General features: G+C 31.0%; 14 protein-coding genes. 2 read left to right on the top strand and 12 right to left on the bottom strand.

Annotated features, from left to right (window positions below):
* Positions 1-6: 6 nt before the first annotated feature.
* The gene (locus BV55_RS0108035) at positions 7-483 is read right to left on the bottom strand and encodes a metal-dependent transcriptional regulator (RefSeq protein ID WP_029452316.1); all 477 of its coding nucleotides are present in this window, start codon (positions 481-483) and stop codon (positions 7-9) included.
* A gap of 226 nt (positions 484-709) precedes the next feature.
* Between BV55_RS0108035 and BV55_RS0108030 the strand changes: the two genes are divergently transcribed.
* The gene (locus tag BV55_RS0108030) at positions 710-949 is read left to right on the top strand and encodes a FeoA family protein (RefSeq protein ID WP_029452315.1); all 240 of its coding nucleotides are present in this window, start codon (positions 710-712) and stop codon (positions 947-949) included.
* Between the two features lie 65 nt (positions 950-1,014).
* Positions 1,015-3,165: a ferrous iron transport protein B gene (gene feoB, locus BV55_RS0108025; RefSeq protein ID WP_029452314.1), complete on the top strand. Its 2,151-nt coding sequence runs from the start codon at positions 1,015-1,017 to the stop codon at positions 3,163-3,165.
* 218 nt (positions 3,166-3,383) lie between these two features.
* Here the strand turns inward: feoB and BV55_RS0108020 are convergent, their stop codons facing one another.
* From BV55_RS0108020 to BV55_RS0107970, 11 genes are all read right to left on the bottom strand, one after another.
* Entirely contained in the window at positions 3,384-4,112 is a 729-nt protein-coding gene (locus tag BV55_RS0108020) for a hypothetical protein (protein WP_029452313.1), read from the bottom strand.
* Between the two features lie 106 nt (positions 4,113-4,218).
* Positions 4,219-4,956: an amino acid ABC transporter ATP-binding protein gene (locus BV55_RS0108015; RefSeq protein ID WP_029452312.1), complete on the bottom strand. Its 738-nt coding sequence runs from the start codon at positions 4,954-4,956 to the stop codon at positions 4,219-4,221.
* A gap of 11 nt (positions 4,957-4,967) precedes the next feature.
* Positions 4,968-5,636 (bottom strand): amino acid ABC transporter permease, encoded by a 669-nt coding sequence (locus BV55_RS0108010; protein ID WP_029452311.1) that lies wholly within the window; start codon positions 5,634-5,636, stop codon positions 4,968-4,970.
* 13 nt (positions 5,637-5,649) lie between these two features.
* On the bottom strand, positions 5,650-6,462 hold the full coding sequence (locus BV55_RS0108005) for a transporter substrate-binding domain-containing protein (protein WP_423752105.1): 813 nt from the start codon (positions 6,460-6,462) through the stop codon (positions 5,650-5,652).
* A gap of 568 nt (positions 6,463-7,030) precedes the next feature.
* The gene (locus tag BV55_RS0108000) at positions 7,031-8,692 is read right to left on the bottom strand and encodes a hypothetical protein (RefSeq protein WP_029452309.1); all 1,662 of its coding nucleotides are present in this window, start codon (positions 8,690-8,692) and stop codon (positions 7,031-7,033) included.
* Between the two features lie 2 nt (positions 8,693-8,694).
* Positions 8,695-9,477 (bottom strand): ABC transporter ATP-binding protein, encoded by a 783-nt coding sequence (locus BV55_RS0107995; protein WP_029452308.1) that lies wholly within the window; start codon positions 9,475-9,477, stop codon positions 8,695-8,697.
* Positions 9,478-9,607: 130 nt separating this feature from the next.
* The gene (locus BV55_RS0107990) at positions 9,608-10,549 is read right to left on the bottom strand and encodes an MYG1 family protein (protein ID WP_029452307.1); all 942 of its coding nucleotides are present in this window, start codon (positions 10,547-10,549) and stop codon (positions 9,608-9,610) included.
* Positions 10,550-10,716: 167 nt separating this feature from the next.
* Complete coding sequence (locus tag BV55_RS0107985) at positions 10,717-11,637, bottom strand: SMR family transporter (protein WP_029452306.1); 921 nt, start codon at positions 11,635-11,637, stop codon at positions 10,717-10,719.
* A 116-nt stretch (positions 11,638-11,753) separates the two neighbouring features.
* Complete coding sequence (locus BV55_RS0107980; RefSeq protein ID WP_029452305.1) at positions 11,754-17,795, bottom strand: S8 family serine peptidase; 6,042 nt, start codon at positions 17,793-17,795, stop codon at positions 11,754-11,756.
* Positions 17,796-18,205: 410 nt separating this feature from the next.
* The gene (locus tag BV55_RS15120) at positions 18,206-18,973 is read right to left on the bottom strand and encodes an ECF transporter S component (protein ID WP_051652451.1); all 768 of its coding nucleotides are present in this window, start codon (positions 18,971-18,973) and stop codon (positions 18,206-18,208) included.
* Positions 18,974-18,999: 26 nt separating this feature from the next.
* Positions 19,000-19,860, bottom strand: coding sequence for a pyridoxamine kinase (locus BV55_RS0107970; RefSeq protein WP_029452303.1), 861 nt, complete (start codon positions 19,858-19,860; stop codon positions 19,000-19,002).
* Positions 19,861-19,883: the final 23 nt, after the last annotated feature.

Here is a 19,883-nt window from a genome sequence, read left to right as displayed (position 1 = left end):
CTTGAACTACCTTCTATTAATATACTTTTTATAATTCATATATTTTTCTAACACCTCTTTATTTTCCTCAAAAAAGTCATTTAAAATTTTTATATTATCCACTGTATCAGGGGTAATAGTATGCTCAATTAATTCTGCCTGAAGAAGAATGTCCTCTTTGCATCCAATAAGAGATAAAAAGTTTTCTATTACGTTATGTCTATTTAGTAGAAACTCACCTAGCTTTTTACCTTCCTCTGTTAAGGTTACTATTCCGTACTTTTCATAATTAACAAGCTTTAACTCTCCTAGTTTTTTTACCATTTTTGAAGCTGAAGAGTCCTTAACATTTAAAAGCTTTGCAAGTATATTTATTCTAATATAATCCTCATTCATTGAGTTTCTATAAATCATTTCAAGATAATCTTCTAATGCAGGGGTAAGCATATTTTTACTCTCTCTTTTCAATTCATATCCACGTACAGTATAAAATTCATCAGTCACTAAATCGCCACCCTTTTTTTAATATCATTTTTCTCATATTGAAAAAAGTAATTAGTCAATATGTTCTTCTATTAAAACTATATTTTTTAATACCTTATATTTTATATATACTAGTAACACTTAGAAAGTATTTATCATATCTTAGCTTAGGGAAAGTTTCTTTCTCTACACTAAATCGTCGAACTTATTAGTATTAAATAAAATAATATAGGAGGTGTATTTTTATATGAATGATTGCTATATTACACTTAATTCTTTACCTCTTGGTAAAAGCTGCAAAGTGAAAGACCTTACTTCTGAAGGTCTAATAAGAAGGAGGATGTTAGATTTAGGATTAACCTATGATACTCTAGTAAAACCATTGCATAAAAGCCCTTCTGGAGACCCTATTGCCTACCTTATTAGAGGTACTGTCATTGCTCTTAGAAGTGAAATGTCTTCTATGATTTTGGTAGAAGCACTTTAAACTCATATTTATAAAAGTTTATTTTAAAATATATAAGTTTTCAATATTCTTAGGGAGGAACATTAATGGCCAAAGCTTATAAATCAACTAATTCAAATATGCTTGAAGAAGAGCTGAAAATCAATAAAATAAACCTAAATGATAAGATAATAGCCTTAGGTGGTAATCCTAATGTAGGTAAGAGTACAGTTTTTAATAGTTTAACTGGTTTAAATCAACATACTGGTAACTGGCCTGGCAAGACTGTAACGAATGCTCACGGAAATTATTTTTATAAAAATAATAATTTTATCCTAGTGGATATTCCAGGCACATATTCCTTAATGGCAAATTCCATTGAAGAAGAGGTTGCTAGAAATTTTATATGTTTTGGAAATCCAGACACAACAGTAATTGTAGTTGATGCAACTTGCCTTGAAAGAAATTTAAATCTTGTTTTGCAAACTCTTGAGATAACTTCAAAGGTTGTAGTATGCGTTAACTTAATGGATGAAGCAAAGAGAAAGGGCATATCAATAAACATAGATAAGCTTTCAAAAAAACTTGGAGTTCCTGTAGTTGGAACAAGTGCCCTACATGGTGACGGCTTAAATAATCTAATGGACGCTGTTTTAGAGGTTTCATCTAAGGATATTATCCCTAACACATTAAGTGTTGTATATGATGACCCTATAGAAGAGGCCATCGGTGAAGTTCAAGACATTATTAAACTTAAATTTCAAAATACTCTTAATTCTAGATGGTTAGCATTAAAGATCATAGATGGTGATAAGACTCTCTTAGCTTCCATTAATAAATATCTTAATTTTGACTTAACTAAAGAAGAGGATATTATAAAAAAAGTTGATGAAGTCCGTGAATTTTTAAGTAAAAAGCATATTGATTCAGATACCTTTCGTGATAAAGTTGTTTCTAAACTAGTAACTATATCAGAAAGCATAAGTAATGAGGTAGTTTCCTTTAAAAATAAAAATTACAATAACAAGGATAGAAAAATAGATAAATATCTTACCTCTAAAAAGTTTGGAATTCCAATTATGATTCTTCTTTTAGCTATAGTCTTTTGGATTACCATTACCGGAGCTAATGTTCCATCACAGCTTATAGCTAAGGGATTATTTTGGATTGAAGATAAGCTTACAATTTTCTTTACCTCACTTGGTACTCCACCCTTTGTCCACGGGGTATTAGTTCTTGGTATATATAGAACTCTTGCCTGGGTAATATCAGTTATGCTTCCTCCAATGGCTATATTTTTCCCTCTATTTACCTTACTTGAAGATCTAGGGTATCTACCTAGAATTGCTTTTAACCTTGACAATTATTTCAAAAAGTCCTGTGCCTGTGGAAAACAAGCATTAACAATGTGCATGGGCTTTGGTTGCAATGCTGCCGGCATAATAGGATGTAGAATAATTGATTCACCAAGAGAAAGACTAATTGCCATAATCACAAACAACTTTGTACCTTGTAATGGAAGGTTTCCTATTCTTATAGCAATTATAACCATGTTCTTTTCCTCAGCTATATTTGGTCCCTTTCAGTCCATAATCTCTGCCCTAATACTTACAGCTGTAATTATCCTTGGTGTAGTAATGACCCTTTTAATATCTAAACTTTTATCAAAAACAATATTAAAAGGTATCCCATCAAACTTTACTTTAGAGCTACCACCCTATAGAAAGCCCCAAGTAGGGAAAGTTATTGTGCGCTCCATATTCGATAGAACTTTATTTGTACTTGGTCGCGCAGTTATGGTAGCAGCACCAGCTGGACTTATTATATGGGTAATGGCTAATATTACTATAGGTGATTTAAGTATATTAACTCATTGTGCCAACTTTTTTGATCCTTTTGCAAGACTTATTGGCCTTGATGGCTATATATTAATGGCATTCATTTTGGGTTTCCCTGCAAATGAAATAGTTATTCCTATAATAATTATGAGCTATATGTCCACAGGAAGCATGCTTGAACTCGATAGCCTAGTTCAGTTAAGAACTCTTCTTGTTTCTAATGGTTGGACCTCTTTAACCGCAGTATGTGTTATGCTATTTTCTTTATTCCATTGGCCTTGTGCTACCACCTGTCTTACTATAAGAAAAGAAACTCAAAGCTTTAAGTGGACCCTAGTGTCCTTCCTTATTCCAACCATAACTGGTATTATTATTTGCTTTATAGTTGCAAATACCGCTAGATTAATAGGACTTGTATAATAACCATACCTTTGTAATCAAAATAACTTATTTCCCTTTTATCTCCTGGTAATGCGCCTGTATAATAAAATTACCTGCCTAATTTCATATTACTAACCTAATTTTAAATTATGTAATTATAATAAACAAAAAACAAAGTAAAAAAGGTCAGATTAATCTTTAAGATATATCTGACCTTTTTATGTTATTTAATCTTAATAATATTTTAAATTTAAATCCTACTGTATATCCGCTCCAAAAATAGCTAAATATTGATTATCTAAAACAAACATATTATCCTTCCATCTTAAGGTATTCAAAATATAACCTAAAGAATCTGCATTGTATCTTCCAGCTATCTTTTGATATCCTAGTAGCTCATATACTCCATCTGAATCAAAATCCACAGGATATAAACCACTGAGCGGATTTACAAAACCTTCAATTGGCTCTTTAAGCTTCCCATCTTTATCATATATCTCATTTAAGTATTCCTCACCCTTATCAGATATATCTATGATATACATTTTATTATTTTCTTCACTTATAACTTCCACCTTGTAGTTGTCTTTATAATTAACCTGATATTCATATTGCTGATTATATACATCAAAATCAAAGATCAGTCTTGGTGTATTATTAATAAAAGAATAAATATAGTAATACATTATGCCACCACTGCCACCTGTATTAATTCCTATTAGTATGTCACTTACGCCATCACCTGTGAAATCTCTTAAAAGTATGGTAGGGCTATATCCTGTGTTTTCCTTAAGCGGTATACTAGTGAATCTACCTGTCATACCATCTTGTATTACAAGTGTTATATCTTGAACAAATGGACTATCTGATGTCATTATGCCAGTTAAATATATATTATCAATTATCCTATCTCCATTTACATCTCCCCTAGCATAAGCCACAATTCCAGGACTTGCATCATTAGCTCTAAAATAAGAAGTATACATAAAATCCCCTTTACATCTAATTGTTGTATAATATCTTATGCTATGAAAAACCCACCTGTTACATTATAAAAACAATGATTAATTATATATTTATAGCTTTACTTTTCTATTCTAATTGAACTTGCTTTAAGAATTTTATAGTCCTAGGATTTTCTGCATAGTTATATATTTTATCTGGGGGACCCTGTTCTATTATATTACCTCCATCCATAAATATAATTCTATCCGCTACATCCTTTGCAAACTTCATTTCATGAGTTACTATTATCATAGTCGTTTTTTGATATGCTAATTTTTTTATAACATTGAGGACTTCTCCTACTAATTCAGGGTCTAATGCTGAAGTAGGCTCATCGAAAAGCATTATTTTGGGATTCACTGCCATAGTTCTTCCAATTGCTACTCTCTGTTGCTGACCACCGGAAAGTTTTGATGGATAAAAGTCTTTTTTATCACTTAATCCAACTTCTTTTAATATATCTATAGCTATTTCTTTTGCTTCATTCTTATTAATTCCCTTAACTGTAATTAATGGCTCTATTATATTTTGTATGGCTGTTTTATTTTTAAATAAATTATAACTTTGAAAAACCATAGATGTGTATGTTCTTAGTTGATGTATTTGGTTTTTCGTAACTTTTTCTACATCTATTTTCAAATCATCTATTTCTATTATACCTTTATCAGGTCTTTCTAAAAAATTCATACATCTTAAAAGCGTAGACTTTCCTGTTCCTGAAGGACCTATTATAGCAACAACCTCTCCTTTTTTTATATCTAAATTTATGCCCTTTAAAACCTCTACATTATTAAAATTCTTGTGCAAATTTTGGATCTTTATCACAATATCACTTCCTAATAACTTTCATTCATTTTCTTTTCAAGTATCTTTTGTATATACGAAAATATTGATATTATTATCCAATATAATAATATGACGGCTGTAAAAGATTCTAAAAATCTATAACTAGAAGCTCCTTCACTTTGAGCGACTGCCATAATTTCTGTAACCCCCAATGTAAAAGCTAAAGAAGAACCTTTTATAATATCTATAAAGCTATTAGATAATGGTGGTATAGCAACTCTAGCTGCTTGAGGAAGTATAATTCTTCTCATTGCCTGCATATAACTCATCCCTACAGATAAACAAGCCTCCATCTGTCCCTTGTCCACTGAACCTATAGCGGCCCTTAATGTTTCTGCCATATAAGCGGAAGCATTAAAACTTAGTCCTATAACCACTGCTGTAAATGCATCTATCCCTTTTAAACTAGGGAAAATTTGCACTAATCCAAAATACAAAAAAAATAACTGAGCTATTAAAGGGGTTCCTCTGAAAAATGACACCCACATTTTTGCAATCGGGTACATTACTTTAACTTTCATATGTACTATTAAAGCTATTATTATAGCCAAAAAAAGACCAAATCCTAAAGATAGTATAGACATCTTAAAAGTAACTGTTACATATTTTATCATCAAAGGTAACAGATTTAAAAAATATGGCAAATCAAATTTTTTCATATTAAATCACACCTTAATTACTTTTTGTTGTATCTAAACCAAACCATTTCATTGAAAGTTCCGTAAAAGTTCCATCTTCATGCATAGATTTTATAGCTTTATTTATATCTTCGATTTTTTGTTTATTTTTATCATCTTTTTTAAATGGATATTGATTTACCTCAAAAACGTACTTAGGATCATATAATTTCAAATCCATTTTTTCTTTTTCTATTACTGTCTTTGCCTTTACAGTACCTATCCATGCTGCATCTAACCTTCCAATTTCAACATCCTTTTCCATAGGAGTTTGATCATAAGTTGCAATGTCTAAACCTAATTCTTTTTCTGAACTGATTTTCTTTAATGTTTTTTCTCCATTACCTCCTAAAGTACAGCCTATCTTTTTTCCTTTAAAATCCTCAACCTTACTATAATCACTATCTTTTTTTATTACAAAACTATATCCACTATATGCATAAGTTTCAGTAAAATTATATTTTTCCTCTCTTTCTGGAGTTGTAGATATCTGATGAGCTACAGTATCTATTTGCGAGGCATCAAGCATCCCAAATAATCCAGCAAACTTTGATTGTTTAAATTCAACTTTATAATCTGCCCTTTTACCTATTTCATTCCATACATCAATTTCAAATCCTTGCAAATTCCCGTTTTGTGTATAACACCAAGGATAATAATCTGGAGATGTGCCAACTAAAATAGTTTTTTCTTCTTTATTATTATCTTGATTTGTAGTTGCTGTTTTTGAATTCCCACATCCCACTAAAAATGTCCCGCCAACTATAACCGATAAAACTAAAATCATAAATCTTTTTTTCCTTATCATATTTCTTTCCTCCTTAAAAATTTATTATATAGCTATACTCACTTGTCCAGCTTTTAGCATCTAAAATAAGTGATGTTATGCTTCTACTTAATATTACCTTTATTTAAATTGACATAAACTATTAAGAGACTTTTCAACACCTTGTAGAACTTACTTTAAAATAAATCAGAGCATTCAATATAAATTTGTAATTTTTATTGCTAAAAATTATACCTTAACACTAACTGTATTTTATCTCCAATTAAGGTCAATTCAATCATTGTACTCCTCAGTTATTCTAACACTGTGAACTCTTTGCGTCCAATAGACTAACTCTATAAAATCATAGTTGATTATATGAATTTACAATAGCCCCCTTATGATAATTAATAAATTTATTATTGTATCTTTCTTTATTAACTTATCTTTGTTATAAATAATTTATATACTAGAAGCTAAGCAATGTTTTTATATTTTCATTCTAAAAGGGACCATTTCAAAATAAAATTTTGAAATGGTCCAATAAAAAATTTTATATATTCCATATTACGTTAGTACTTCTGAGTTCCTAACATGATATAGAAATAGCTTACATTTTTATGTCTTTCCAACTTACCTTAAAGCTAGTCTTCCAAAGTATAATATTAACTATTAAAAGTACTACTGCATAAATTTCAAGAAGCGTAATGTTATTTCTGATAGCTATATGGATTAAAGCAAATACTGCAAGTACTAGTATGCAGATTATAGTTGGTACCAAAAGCTTAGAACTATCTGTTGTAGTAAACTTTACACTAAAAGGCATGCGGTCATTTGATATTTTAAAGTAAATTACGGATATTATTAAAAGAACTAAAAACATTACCATTAAGTCTAGAATTATTGCTGGCCCTTTAAGTATTAAAAATAATACTGATTCTAATATATAAAGTGGTATTACAAGCTTAAATAATGCTCCTTTTATTGCCCCTTTTAATATTATTCCTGGATTTTCTATTGGTAATACTTTGTATATAAATGCCCCCTTATAGCTATCACTATTATTTATATATGCTGTGCAAAAACATAGTAGAAGTATACTTATATACATTAGTAAATGAACTTTTCCACCATAACTTGTCTTAATATTATCCATAAAAGAATTGCCACCATTCCTATCTATAAATATGAAAATAATTGGCATAAATAAAGCTGTTGCTAAGGATGGATATATTTTAAGCTTTAAATTTCTTTCTGTAGATATCATGTTTTGAGTAAATTTAAACATACTCTTTTCAATATTATCATTGCAAACTAATGAAGCTATAAGGTCTTTTCTCTTTTCGCTTCCTTTCCTTATAGCTCCTCCATTATCATTTAACTTTTGAAGATTTTTCTCAAAATAAGGCACTAATTTCTTAATATAAAGAACCATTAATGCAATTGGAACTATTATTGCTAATGCAGATAAAAATATTAAAAATGCTTCTTTATTTCCGTCTATTAATATTCCAAAAGTAGATGCAAACCACATAGATGGTAGTAACGCATGCCAAAACTTAGGTACATATTGTCCCTTCATATTTACACCGCTAAAAATCCTGCCAGCTAATTGATATCCAAATACCAATACAAAGGCGAGTATTATTTGAAAATAGTTTATTATATCCTTTAGCTTTTCCCCATCAAAAAGCCTTAAAACTAAAGTGTATATTAAAGAAGTTAAGGATATAACTATCAATACTGAAAGTATGTTTTCTACTAGAAATATCACAAAAAATAAGGCACCATATTTCACTGTACCCATAATTAATGGAATTAAAGTTAATGAGAGTGATAACCCCATTAAATATATGCATATATGAGTGGTCTTTGCTGCATTAAAGGTCTTATTATCTATAGGCTTTGGCAATAATATGTTTTTCTCCCTTACATCTAATAAAACTGATGAAAAGTCAGATATCATAATTGATACCATCATAAATAAGTTTATACCTATTATTATATTTGCAGCTACCATAGATGTCACATTATACATTATTATAAGTCCAGTAAATATGCTGATTAACATATTTATCATAAGTGATTGTATATAATTATTCTTGTCATTTTCCTTATCCTTGTTGCTATTGCTCATAACAACACTTACCCTACGACTATCCATAGTTAATTTTATCTGTAAAATCATTCTCATGGTATTATAATTAACACCTAATTTTTTATATAACCACTGAAACCTATCTACTATATTTAACACTTTAAAATCTTTCATAATTACACCTCTTTAATCAAAGAAACAAAATCACTAGCAATCTTTTCATGCTCATTAAAGCCTGTTAGCTGATTAAATATTTCTTCAAGGGACCCTTGGCTTTTATTACGAAGCTCTTCAAAGCTTCCATCAGCAACTACCTTACCATCATTTAAAAGTAATATTCTATCACTTACCTTCTCTACAACATCCATTATGTGGGATGAATAAAATATAGTCTTTCCTTCCTTTGCAAGAGTGTGCATAACTTCTTTAAATACCATTACACTATTAGCATCCAGTCCACTTAAAGGCTCATCAAAAAACAATATATCTGGATTGTGAATCAAACTACATATTATAAGTAGCTTTTGTTTCATACCTTTTGAATATGAAGATATCCTAGAGTTTAGAGTTGTTTTAATCCCAAATAACCCCATTAACTTTTTTGATCTTTCAATAAGCTTTTTCTCTTCTAATCCGTATATTGCACCTAAAAAGCTTATATATTCATAAGCAGTTAAGTTTTCATATATATCTGCAAGTTCTGGTACATATCCTATTCTCTTTTTATACTCAACACTTCCATCACTTATATCTTGTCCTAATATTTCTACTTTTCCCTCATAACCTTGTATTATTCCAAGCATTATTTTTATAGTAGTACTCTTGCCAGCACCATTAGCTCCTATATACCCTATTATTTGCCCTCTTGGGATTTCTAAATTTATTCCCTTAAGTACCTTTTTACTACCATAACTCATTTCTAAATTCTTAATTGATATTATACTTTCTAAATTATCCATGATAACCTCCCCTAATTATATCTATCCTATAATAATATCTATATCCATTTAACTTTTCATATAATTCATCTTCCCAATCAGTACCATTTAATGTAACTTAATCCCATTTATTGTATCACACTTCAATGATTTATATAAATAATCTTCTTACAAATTTCATAATCTTGTCCATTATGCTTTCATGTTCATAAGGCTCTTGAATTGCTAAACTTGCTAGCCTCTTAATTCCTTCTAATGAAACAGCTCCAGCAATGAATCTCCCAGTATGACAAAATGTAGCATCACTAACCCCTGTTACATTTGCAAGCTCTTCATCTCTTTTACCCATCCAATCCTTTGGAAGCTTCTTTTTATCCTTACCATCTTTTCCTCTTATAGTTTGCAAAAGATAATTAGTTTTAGATTTAAAAATTACAAACAGTATTTCCTGTGATTCATCAATTTCCTTAAGTGACTCCCCATATGGGCAATATGAATCAAGTATCATAACTTCAGGAATTTCTCTAGATTCATAAGCTTTTACTACCTTTTCTTTAGCTTTAATCACCGATATTTTAAAATTGATTTTATTATTTAAAATTGAGGTTGCAAATTCAACTGCTTTATTAAAATTCTGATTTTCTTTATCTTCCTCATACCATAATGGATTAAAACCTGATAAAATTGAGGAAATATTCATTAAAGGAATTTCCGATTTATCTATCCATATTCCATTATCTAAGGCATCTATTCCTTCTACTAAGCTCCTATCAATAAAATTAAAAATCTCATCAATTTGATCTTCATTTAAACTTTCATTTTTAAAATGCACTACTTCTTTACCAAACTTATTCCATATAAGTCCACAGGAAGAAAATGGGGTTCCATCTTCTCGCATTACCTTATCAATACCGTGATGGTCGAACTCTCCACCATTAACATCGTAAACTATATCTAATTCATCTAATACCTTTTTATTTCTTGTCCTTATTAATTCTGTTACAAAAATTTCATTTAGTATAGCTGTTGCCATAACTTCATCTGCATGAAACTTTCCATCATGTGTTCCTATCTTTTTAAACTGTTTTTCCAATTATTTATCAACTACCTTTTTTTGAATTTGTTTTCTGTTACTGTTTATAATTTATTAGAACTAGATATTCTAACTAGGAAATATACGTTTCTCCATTATATCTTATTTAATCTACCTTAGTATCACTTTTTACATAAGCTTAGAGATTAATAATTATTTTATTTTCCTTAAATATTAATTAAGATAAGGGAGAATATCACTAAACCCACTGCTATTTTGTTCTTATTAGATAATTTTTCTTTATATAATAATACCTCTCCAAGACTTATAAATATTATGCTCCCTGCACTATAAACAGGCAAAGCTATGGATGTATTAACAGAATTTAGAGCCATTATAAGAAAGTATGAAGAAAACAAATTTGGTATTCCAACTAAAAGACCAGTTAATAAATCTCTTTTCAATATCTTCTCTTTTGACTTTGAAGCAAAATATAAACTTAATAAAAATGCCATAGTAAATGTAACAAATAAAAATACATCTTTATATTTTAGAAGTGCATACTTTTGAAATAGTTTGTTTTGAAATTCTGCCATCCCTCCAAATAAAAACAACAATATAAGTGTTAAGTTTATACTTTTATTATTATTTTCATCATAAGATATATTTGCAAAAACTATGGAAAACAAAGCTATCAATATTCCTACCCATTGAAAGGGTTTAGGTATCTCCTTCCAAAACAAAACAGAAAATATCATAGGCACCAATATCCCAAGCTTTCCAAAGGTCCCTGAAAGGGAGGCACCATTTTCTCTTACACTCTTTTGATAATAAATAAAGGATAAGAAGAAAAATGCCCCTCCTATTATTCCAACCACCAAATCCCAGGTAAAGCTCGATTCTGGAGAAAAATAAACATGGTTTTTAGAAAGAACCTTTGAACATTCCAAAATAAAACCTTTTATTGAAATGTCACTTATATGTATCTTTATAGATGGTTTAGCTATGATCATTAATAAACTTATAAATAACGCTGTAAAATAATTAACACTAGTAACTGCATACCTGTTCATTTTAGAACCTTCACTATACTTGAAAATTAAAGCGATGGAAGAACTACATACTATAGCTAAAAATAAATACCCCATAATTTACATCCTCTCCTGTACAATTTATGTAATACTACCAATATATCATATAGTGAATTATAAAAGAAGAATAGCTTTAAACAAAGCTATTCTTCTTTCTTTACCTGTCTACTCTTTTATTTCTTTTGCCTTCTTATAAAAATATATCCACCTATAATTAAGCTAATACCCAATAACATCATAGATGATGTATTAACTAAACTTCCTGTCTTTACAAGTTTAGTTTTTGTGGTTGTAGTTTTAGGAACACTAGCTTTTGGTGTCTCAGTTTTTGGAACATCAACCTTTGGTGTATCATCTTTTGGCTCCTTTATTACTGGATCTTCCGTTTCTGGAATCTTAGTTTCTTTTGTTATAGTAACTTTCTTTGTTACTACAGTTTCATTTCCTGCAAGATCCTCAGCTACTACTGTAATAATATTTTCACCAATTACCACCGGTAGAATTATCTTAAAGTTCCCTTCTTTATCTACCTCCACGTCATTTCCATTAACTGTTACCTTATCTAAGTTACTATCTTTTGCTGTACCTGTAACCTCAATAGAATCTTTATTTACACCATCCATATCTTTTGGCACTTCTACTGTAACTTCTGGTGATGTTGTATCTACTATTACTTTAATTGGTACTGACAACTTGGTCTTAACCCCACTTTCTTCACCACTTATTGTAATAACACTTTCTCCATCTTCAAGGTCTAAGTTTAGTGTAAATAGCTTATCCTTAGTATCAGCAGTTGCTACATTTTTGTCATTTACAAATACATTAACTTTTCCATCTACATTCATCTTACCTTCAAGGGTTATGCTATTTTTATTTATATAGTTTATTTCCTTTAAGTTTGTTATTTCAGGTGTTGTCACTGTAGTATTTATTATATTAACCTTTTCTACTACTACAGTTTCATTTCCTGCAAGATCCTCAGCTACTACTGTAATAGTATTTTCACCGCTTACTACTGGAAGACTTATCTTGAAATTCCCACTTTCATCTAAATAAACTTCTTCTTCATTAACTGTAACCTTATTAAGATTACTATCCTTTGCATTACCTGTGATTTCAATAAAATCTTTATTTACTAGCTCCATATCCTTTGGTACCTCTACTGTAACTTCTGGTGATATTTTATCCACTATTACCTTAACTGGATCAGATATTTTAGTTTTAACTCCATTTTCTTCACCACTTATTGTTATAGAATTTACCTCTTCTTTAAGATCTAAAGTTACTGTAAATACCTTATCTTTAGTGTCAGTATCTGTTATTTTTTCACCATTTATGAATACGTTGACCTTTCCATCCACGTTCATTTTTCCTTCAAGGGTTATGCTATCTTTATTTATATAATTTACTTCTTTTAAGTTTGTAATTTCAGGTGTTGTTACTGTAGCATTTACTACATTAACCTTCTTTGTTACTGTAGTTTGATTTTCTGCAAGATCTGTAGCTGTCACTGTAATAATATTTTCACCACTTACTGCCGGTATGCGTATATTAAAATCACCCTTTTCATCTACAAGAACTTCTTTTTCATTAACTTTTACATTTTGAAGATTATCATCCTTTGTATTGCCTGTAATTTCAATGGTAGCTTTATTAATTAAGTCACTATCTACAGGTACTTCTACTGTAAGCTCTGGTGATGTAGTGTCCCCTATTACTTTAACTTCTGATGACATCTTTGAAGTCTTTCCGTCGGCCTCACCATTTATCGTGATAATATTTTCTCCCTCTTTAACTTTTACATTTGCACTAAATATCTTATTTTCAGTATCAATAGTTGTAACCTTTTCATCATTTACAAATACATTTACCTTTCCCTCAATATTCATATTACCTTCAAGGATTATATTATCTTTATTTGTATAGTTTAATTCCTTAAGGTTAGTTATATTTGGAGTGGTCACTTCTTCTTTTGGCGCCTCTACTTCATAGTCCATAATGGCTCTAATCATCATAGCACCGCCAATTTCATAATCAGCAATTGGTGTAAGTCCACCAGTATACACATAGGATCTTTCATTTTCTAGGCTATCTTTATCGATACCTATAGCTGGGGATTGAGCAGCAGGATATAACTGCTTTGTCACTATATAAAAATCCTTATCTGTAGAAAAATCATAGTCGAGTAAGTCTATTTTATTCCACTTACCTCTTTCTATGGTTACTTCTTTTAAGTCTCCCACTTCACTTATCTTACCTTTTTTATCAATATACACTATAGAAATACCAATCTTATTCCCTAGTGCCTTTTTATGGTTATCTACAAAGAAAATATTTGCTTCTTTAACTCTACCATAAGATTTTGGAGTGAATCTAACACCAAACCCTACTCCAGCATTAACAAATACTCTTGCATCTTCGCTTGTACCATCATCATATGCAATTTCATTTTCAACACCAACAAACTTTCTCATATCTACATTTACTAGATTATCTTTTTCTCCTTCTACAGTGACCTTAATATTTTCTGTATAGAAGTCTCTACTCATTACCCTTAAAGTATAATCTCCTGCAAATACTCCATTTATGGTAAAGTTGCCTTCCTCATCTGTTATAACACTTTCAATGTTTGAATCTTCAAGTACCTTCACTCTAGCACTGGCAACCGCTGTATTAGTAGCTTTATCTATTACCTTTCCTGTAATATTCCCCTGTTTAATAGGATCTAGCTTAATTACCTCTGTTACTGTTTCCCCTGGTTTAAGAGATACCTTCATTTCCTTTGGATAATAACCGTAAGAAACTGCTCTTAGTGTATAGTTTTCTCCTTCTTTATTTCCAGCATGGGTAATTGTAAAGCCTCCAGTTGTAAAGTCTGTCTTTACACTTCTTCCAGTTTCTAAAATTGTAACAACTGCATCTGCCGGTAAGAAACCTTCCACAAACTTATGATTTCCATTATCTTTATCCACAGAATCTGAATCTAAAAGATTTAAATTGAATTTTTCTAAAAAATCTAAACTTAATTTATTATTTACATTATCTTTCTTTGAAAGTACTGTCACTGAATCTATATACCATCCTGGTCCACCCATTAAATCATTTGTATAAAGATAAAATCTGATTTTAACGGTTTTTCCTTTATACTCTGATAAATCTAAGGTAACAGTTTCCCAACTTTTAGAACCCCTCATAGTATCTTTTAAAACCTTCCAAGTCTCACCATCATCTTCTGATATTTGAATATTAGCAAAGTCATCAGTTCCTTCATAAACATAACTATATATGCTCATCCATTGGTCTACTGATAAAACTGATTCCTCATCATCTGGAAGACTTATGGATGGTGTGTCTAAGTACCCAGAATGCTCATAAGAATAATTTCCTTTAAGATTAGTAGCCCATACCTTCGTTCCAGTTAATGCAGTTTTTGGTCCTGAAGTTGGCACTCCCCACTCCCAATCATTCTCTTTTCCTGATTCTGATAAAATTCCTGTTGTAAATCCACCATTGTCCTTTTCAAAGTTTTCGTAAAATATCTTTTCTATCTCTTTATAATCAATTTCTGCCTCTTTAGAATAATCACTTTCGTTTCCAACAAAATCGCTAGACGTAATAACATAATAATACTTTCCTGTTTTCACATCAGTATCTGTATAAAATGTATTTGTTGTAGTTGTAACCTTTGTGTAAGGACCTCCTGCTGTCTCTGCACGATACACATCATATTGTTTTAAATCCGCTTCATTAACCTTGTCCCAGCTTAATGATATTCCTGATTTATTTCTCTGCAACTTAACATTTGTAGGAATGCTTGGAGCAGTTTTATCCTCTCCAACAAGTCTTAGATTATCAAAATACCAACCTATACTATAGCCATTATTTTCTGACATAGTAGAAAATTCGAACTTTATTTTTACTGGGTTTTCACTCCCTATATATGACTTAAGATCTACATAAACCTCATGCCACTCTCTATCTCCACCAGATACTTTTCTTAATTCTTCCCATGTAGTGCCTTCATCTGTTGATATAAGCATTTTAGCACTGTGAAAGCTTGATATATCACTCCATTCTGATATCCTTAAGCTAGCTGACTTTAGATCTGCATCTCTTAAATCAAGAGATGGTAATACTACTTCACTGACTATATCTTCTGTAACACTATAGGTATCTAGCTTTGTTCCTATTACCTTTGTTCCACTTAAAGCTTTAGGACCTACAAATGATGTAGGAGCTCCCCACTGAAAGTCACCTGATAACTTAAATCCTTTAATATCAGTTTCAAAGTCATTACTATATTTATCTGGCTTTATTCCAAACATTACACTAAGTTTATATGCATCAGTTGTAAAAATGTTATTACCGTAATCTTTAGCTACAATTTTATAATCCAAACCAGTTGTAATAACTAAATGGCCAGGAATCACAGCCTCATAAGTACCTTTTATTGCATTTCCATCTTTAATTTTCATATCTATCTCTTGCCAGTCATTCATTTCAGCATTTTTTACTAATAACTTGGCACTGGTTACTGAAATATTATCTTTTATCTCTGCTGTTACAGTTGCATCTAATCCTACAGGTACTTCTAACAATTGTTCATGAATTACTGTTGGCGGTATTTTGTCTTCTCCCGATGTTAAAACCTGACCTTCTATCGTTCCAGTACCTATACCTAAAACCTTTGATACTGTGTCATATGCATTAATTAATCCGAATCCATATCCCATATTCGGAGACTCTGTATATTCATTATCTGTTAACTTTGTTGCTGTTTCTTTAATTATAGTTTCTATTTCATCTACTGTTAAAGAAAAGTTTGCTGACTTCATTAAAGCCGCTATCCCTGATACGTGTGGAGCAGCCATAGAAGTACCATTCCACCCACCTTCATATCCTCCTACAACAGAAGAACGAATATTTACTCCAGGAGCAGATATCTCTGGCTTAATCATCTTAGGATCCCAAGGTGAAGGTCCAAGCTTTGAGAAATCACCTCTTTTATTATTAACATCAATAGCCGCTACTGCAAAACTTCCTGGTAAATTTGATGGGTTTTGAATTGAACCAGGCCAAGGCTTAGGTTCTCCTGATTTTTGATTTCCTGCTGCAAAAACTGGTAATATACCAGCAGATCTCCAAGCTGCTATTACATCTTTAAACCAAGGATCTACTCCTGCTGATCCACCCCAAGAATTATTTATTATGTTCGGAGCCTTTTCTGCTTTTCCACCAGGTGCAAGAAACCACTGAGCCCCTGCTAATAAGTGGACTTGTTGTCCTCCCTTATCTGTAAATGCCTTTGCTGCTATCCATTTTGCCCCAGGTGCTACACCTATTGTATTATCTCCATTTGACTCTTGTCCAAGTATTGTTCCTGTGCAATGGCTACCGTGTGGAACACCTACGTTATCCCAAGGAAGCTCTGAGTTAGTCATTGGATCATACCAACTTTCCTTTGGATTAACAACAGTTCCTGTTTCCTTATCATAGCCTCTCCATTTGTCTTTTAGAGCTGGATTTGTCCAATCAACTCCAGAATCTAAAATTCCTACTACAACTCCTGTACCATCTATTTTAAAGTTCTCCCAAACCTTGGGTGCTTCCACCTTTTTTATATTCCATTCAATTTCGTCTTCTGCCATGTTAGTTACTGTATCTAAATCTACACCTTTTATAGGCTCTTCTAATTCTATAATATCATTAAAATAAACCTTCTCTACATCATCTCTTTTTGCAATTTCTTCTATTACCTCTTTATTTGCTTTAACGTATACAATATTTGCAATATAAAAAGATTGGATCTTTTCTACCTTTCCGCTTAACTTTTCACTAGACAAATATGAAACTACTGAGTTTTGACTTGTTTCTGCCTTTTCCTTTAGAGTATTTATCACAGTTTTTCGTTTGGAAACTTCATTTTCATAGTTAGTATTATAGTCACCCTGTGATTTTGAAATCTCTTCTATTTCATTAATAGAAACCCTGTCTTTTAAATATATCAATACCTCAACTAAATCATCATCATTTTCTAATTGTTTCTTTACCTTTGAATCAATTTTGTTTAAATATTCATTAAGGTTATCTAAAGGTTCTAATTCAGACATAGTTCTAGCCTGTCCTATAGTAGGTAAACATCCAAGTATAAGTGTTAAAGATAATAATACAGGAAAAAACAATTTGATTCTTTTAAATTTATTCTTACCCTTCATTAATACGCCCCCTTATAATATAATTTTTTTCTCTTTTTCTAGTCTATTTTATAAATAAACTTAATATGTCACTTACATACTTTATAAAATGGAATCACATTTTCTCCAACATTTCACCCAGATTTATTTTAAAACTCATATATAAGTTTTAAAATAAATCTCCATAAAAGTTCATACTTTTAATGTTAAAATCATTCTTAAAAATGGGTATAAAAATACCGTAGACAATAGCCTTTTAAATTTGGCTGCTATCTACGGGTAGCAAAAAACAACACTAATATCATAAATACCAGTGCTGTTTTTTATTCATATTAAGAATACTTTTTAATTATAAACTTCAATAATGAAACACCTACTCCATTTCATTACGTGGGTGTAAGTTCGACTGACCAAATATAAAATTTGGAGTCTCACTTAAGTTTTGATTTTAATACTGATTTAGATAGTGGAATATAAAGTGCCACAGCAACGAATATTGAGAATGAACCATTTATAAGCGTTGCAGGTAAACTTACTGCTGAACTTAATACAGCTGGAATAAAAGCACTTCCTGCCAATAAAAGAGTTACTAATCCAAATAAAAACTCTCCAACCAAGTTAAATGCTATACCTGCCACAGCGCCTAAAACTGCATATTGAATCTTAACAGATAGATTCTTAGATAAAAAGCATACAATTCCTAAGGCTACCCCAAGAATAAGTGAGAATATATATAGCACAGGATTAATTACTAGCTTCTTTTGAATTCCTGCAACCACTATTTCATTTCCTCTTGTAACTGACATAATTAAAAGAGCTATACCTATTACAATAAGGGTAAGTGAAGCAATTCTTAGCCACTTTCTTGGAGACTTTGCATCCTCTTTATTTCCCTTTGATGCAACTGCCCCTACAATTACTCCAATACCAAACTTTAATAGGACAGTTTTTGGAACACTAGATGCATAACCATTCATTAGATCAAATAAACCCATTCCAATAGAACCTGAAAGTCCCCCTATAGTACCTGTAAAAAGAAGTGCTGCTAATATTACAAACATATTTCCCATGTGTAGAAATGGCTTACCTACAGGTGATGGAATAGGTATTTTGAAAAATAATGCCACATAACAAAGAGCAGCAAATAGCCCAATTAGAACCATAGTACGTGTAGAAAATTCATTCTTTTTTGTTTTCATTTTAAATCCCCCCGAATTTATAAGCTTTATTTATTAATATTATTTTGAATGTCGATACTAAACTGTTGCAATCTACTTTCAAAATCAACCCCGTAATTAGTTGGAGTACCCCTTTTGTAAGTAATTTCTGTTGAAGACTTAACTAAATCTACTGCAATCTTTATTGATCTATTTATACTAATTCCTCTAACAATTGCTGCCACAAATGCACTACCAAATAAATCTCCAGTACCGTGATAGCTTCCTGGTGTTCTTTTTGTAAATGCATAACTTATCTCATTAGTTGCTTTGTCATAAGAGGCTGCTCCAACTTCCCCTTCTTTAAAGGATACGCCTGTAAGTACAACCTTTGATGGTCCTAAATCAGAAAGTCTTTTTAATAAACCTTCTACGTATTCTTTGGTATAAGGTGGTTCAATATATTTTTCTCCTAATAACAAAGTAGCCTCCGTAAAATTAGGTGTTATTATATCCGCAAACTTACACATAGAGAGAAAACCCTTACACATATCTTCATCAAGCCCTGTGTAATACTCCCCATTATCAGCCATTACAGGATCCATTATTACTAAAGTTTTATCATCTTTAAGCAAGGTTATAATATTTTCTACAGACTTTGCTTGACTTGAACTTCCTAGATAACCTATATATATAGCATCAAACTCTAATCCTAATGACTTCCAATGTTTTGCCATAGGGTACATGTCCTCACTCAAATCTCTAAAAGTATATCCTGTAAATCCACCTGTGTGTGTAGAAAGTATTGCTGTTGGCATACATGTACATTCTATTCCTGCAACAGAAATTACAGGTAATGCCACAGTCAAAGAACATTTTCCAAAACCTGATAGATCATGAATAGCTAGAACTCTTTTTAATTCTTCCAATTTAAATCCCCCTTTTATAATAT

It is taken from the genome of Clostridium algidicarnis, assembly GCF_000703125.1.
GTDB classification, from domain to species: Bacteria; Bacillota; Clostridia; order Clostridiales; family Clostridiaceae; genus Clostridium_L; species Clostridium_L algidicarnis.
The sequence above is the reverse complement of the archived record's forward strand: the minus strand, read 5'-3'. Positions and strand labels throughout refer to the sequence as shown.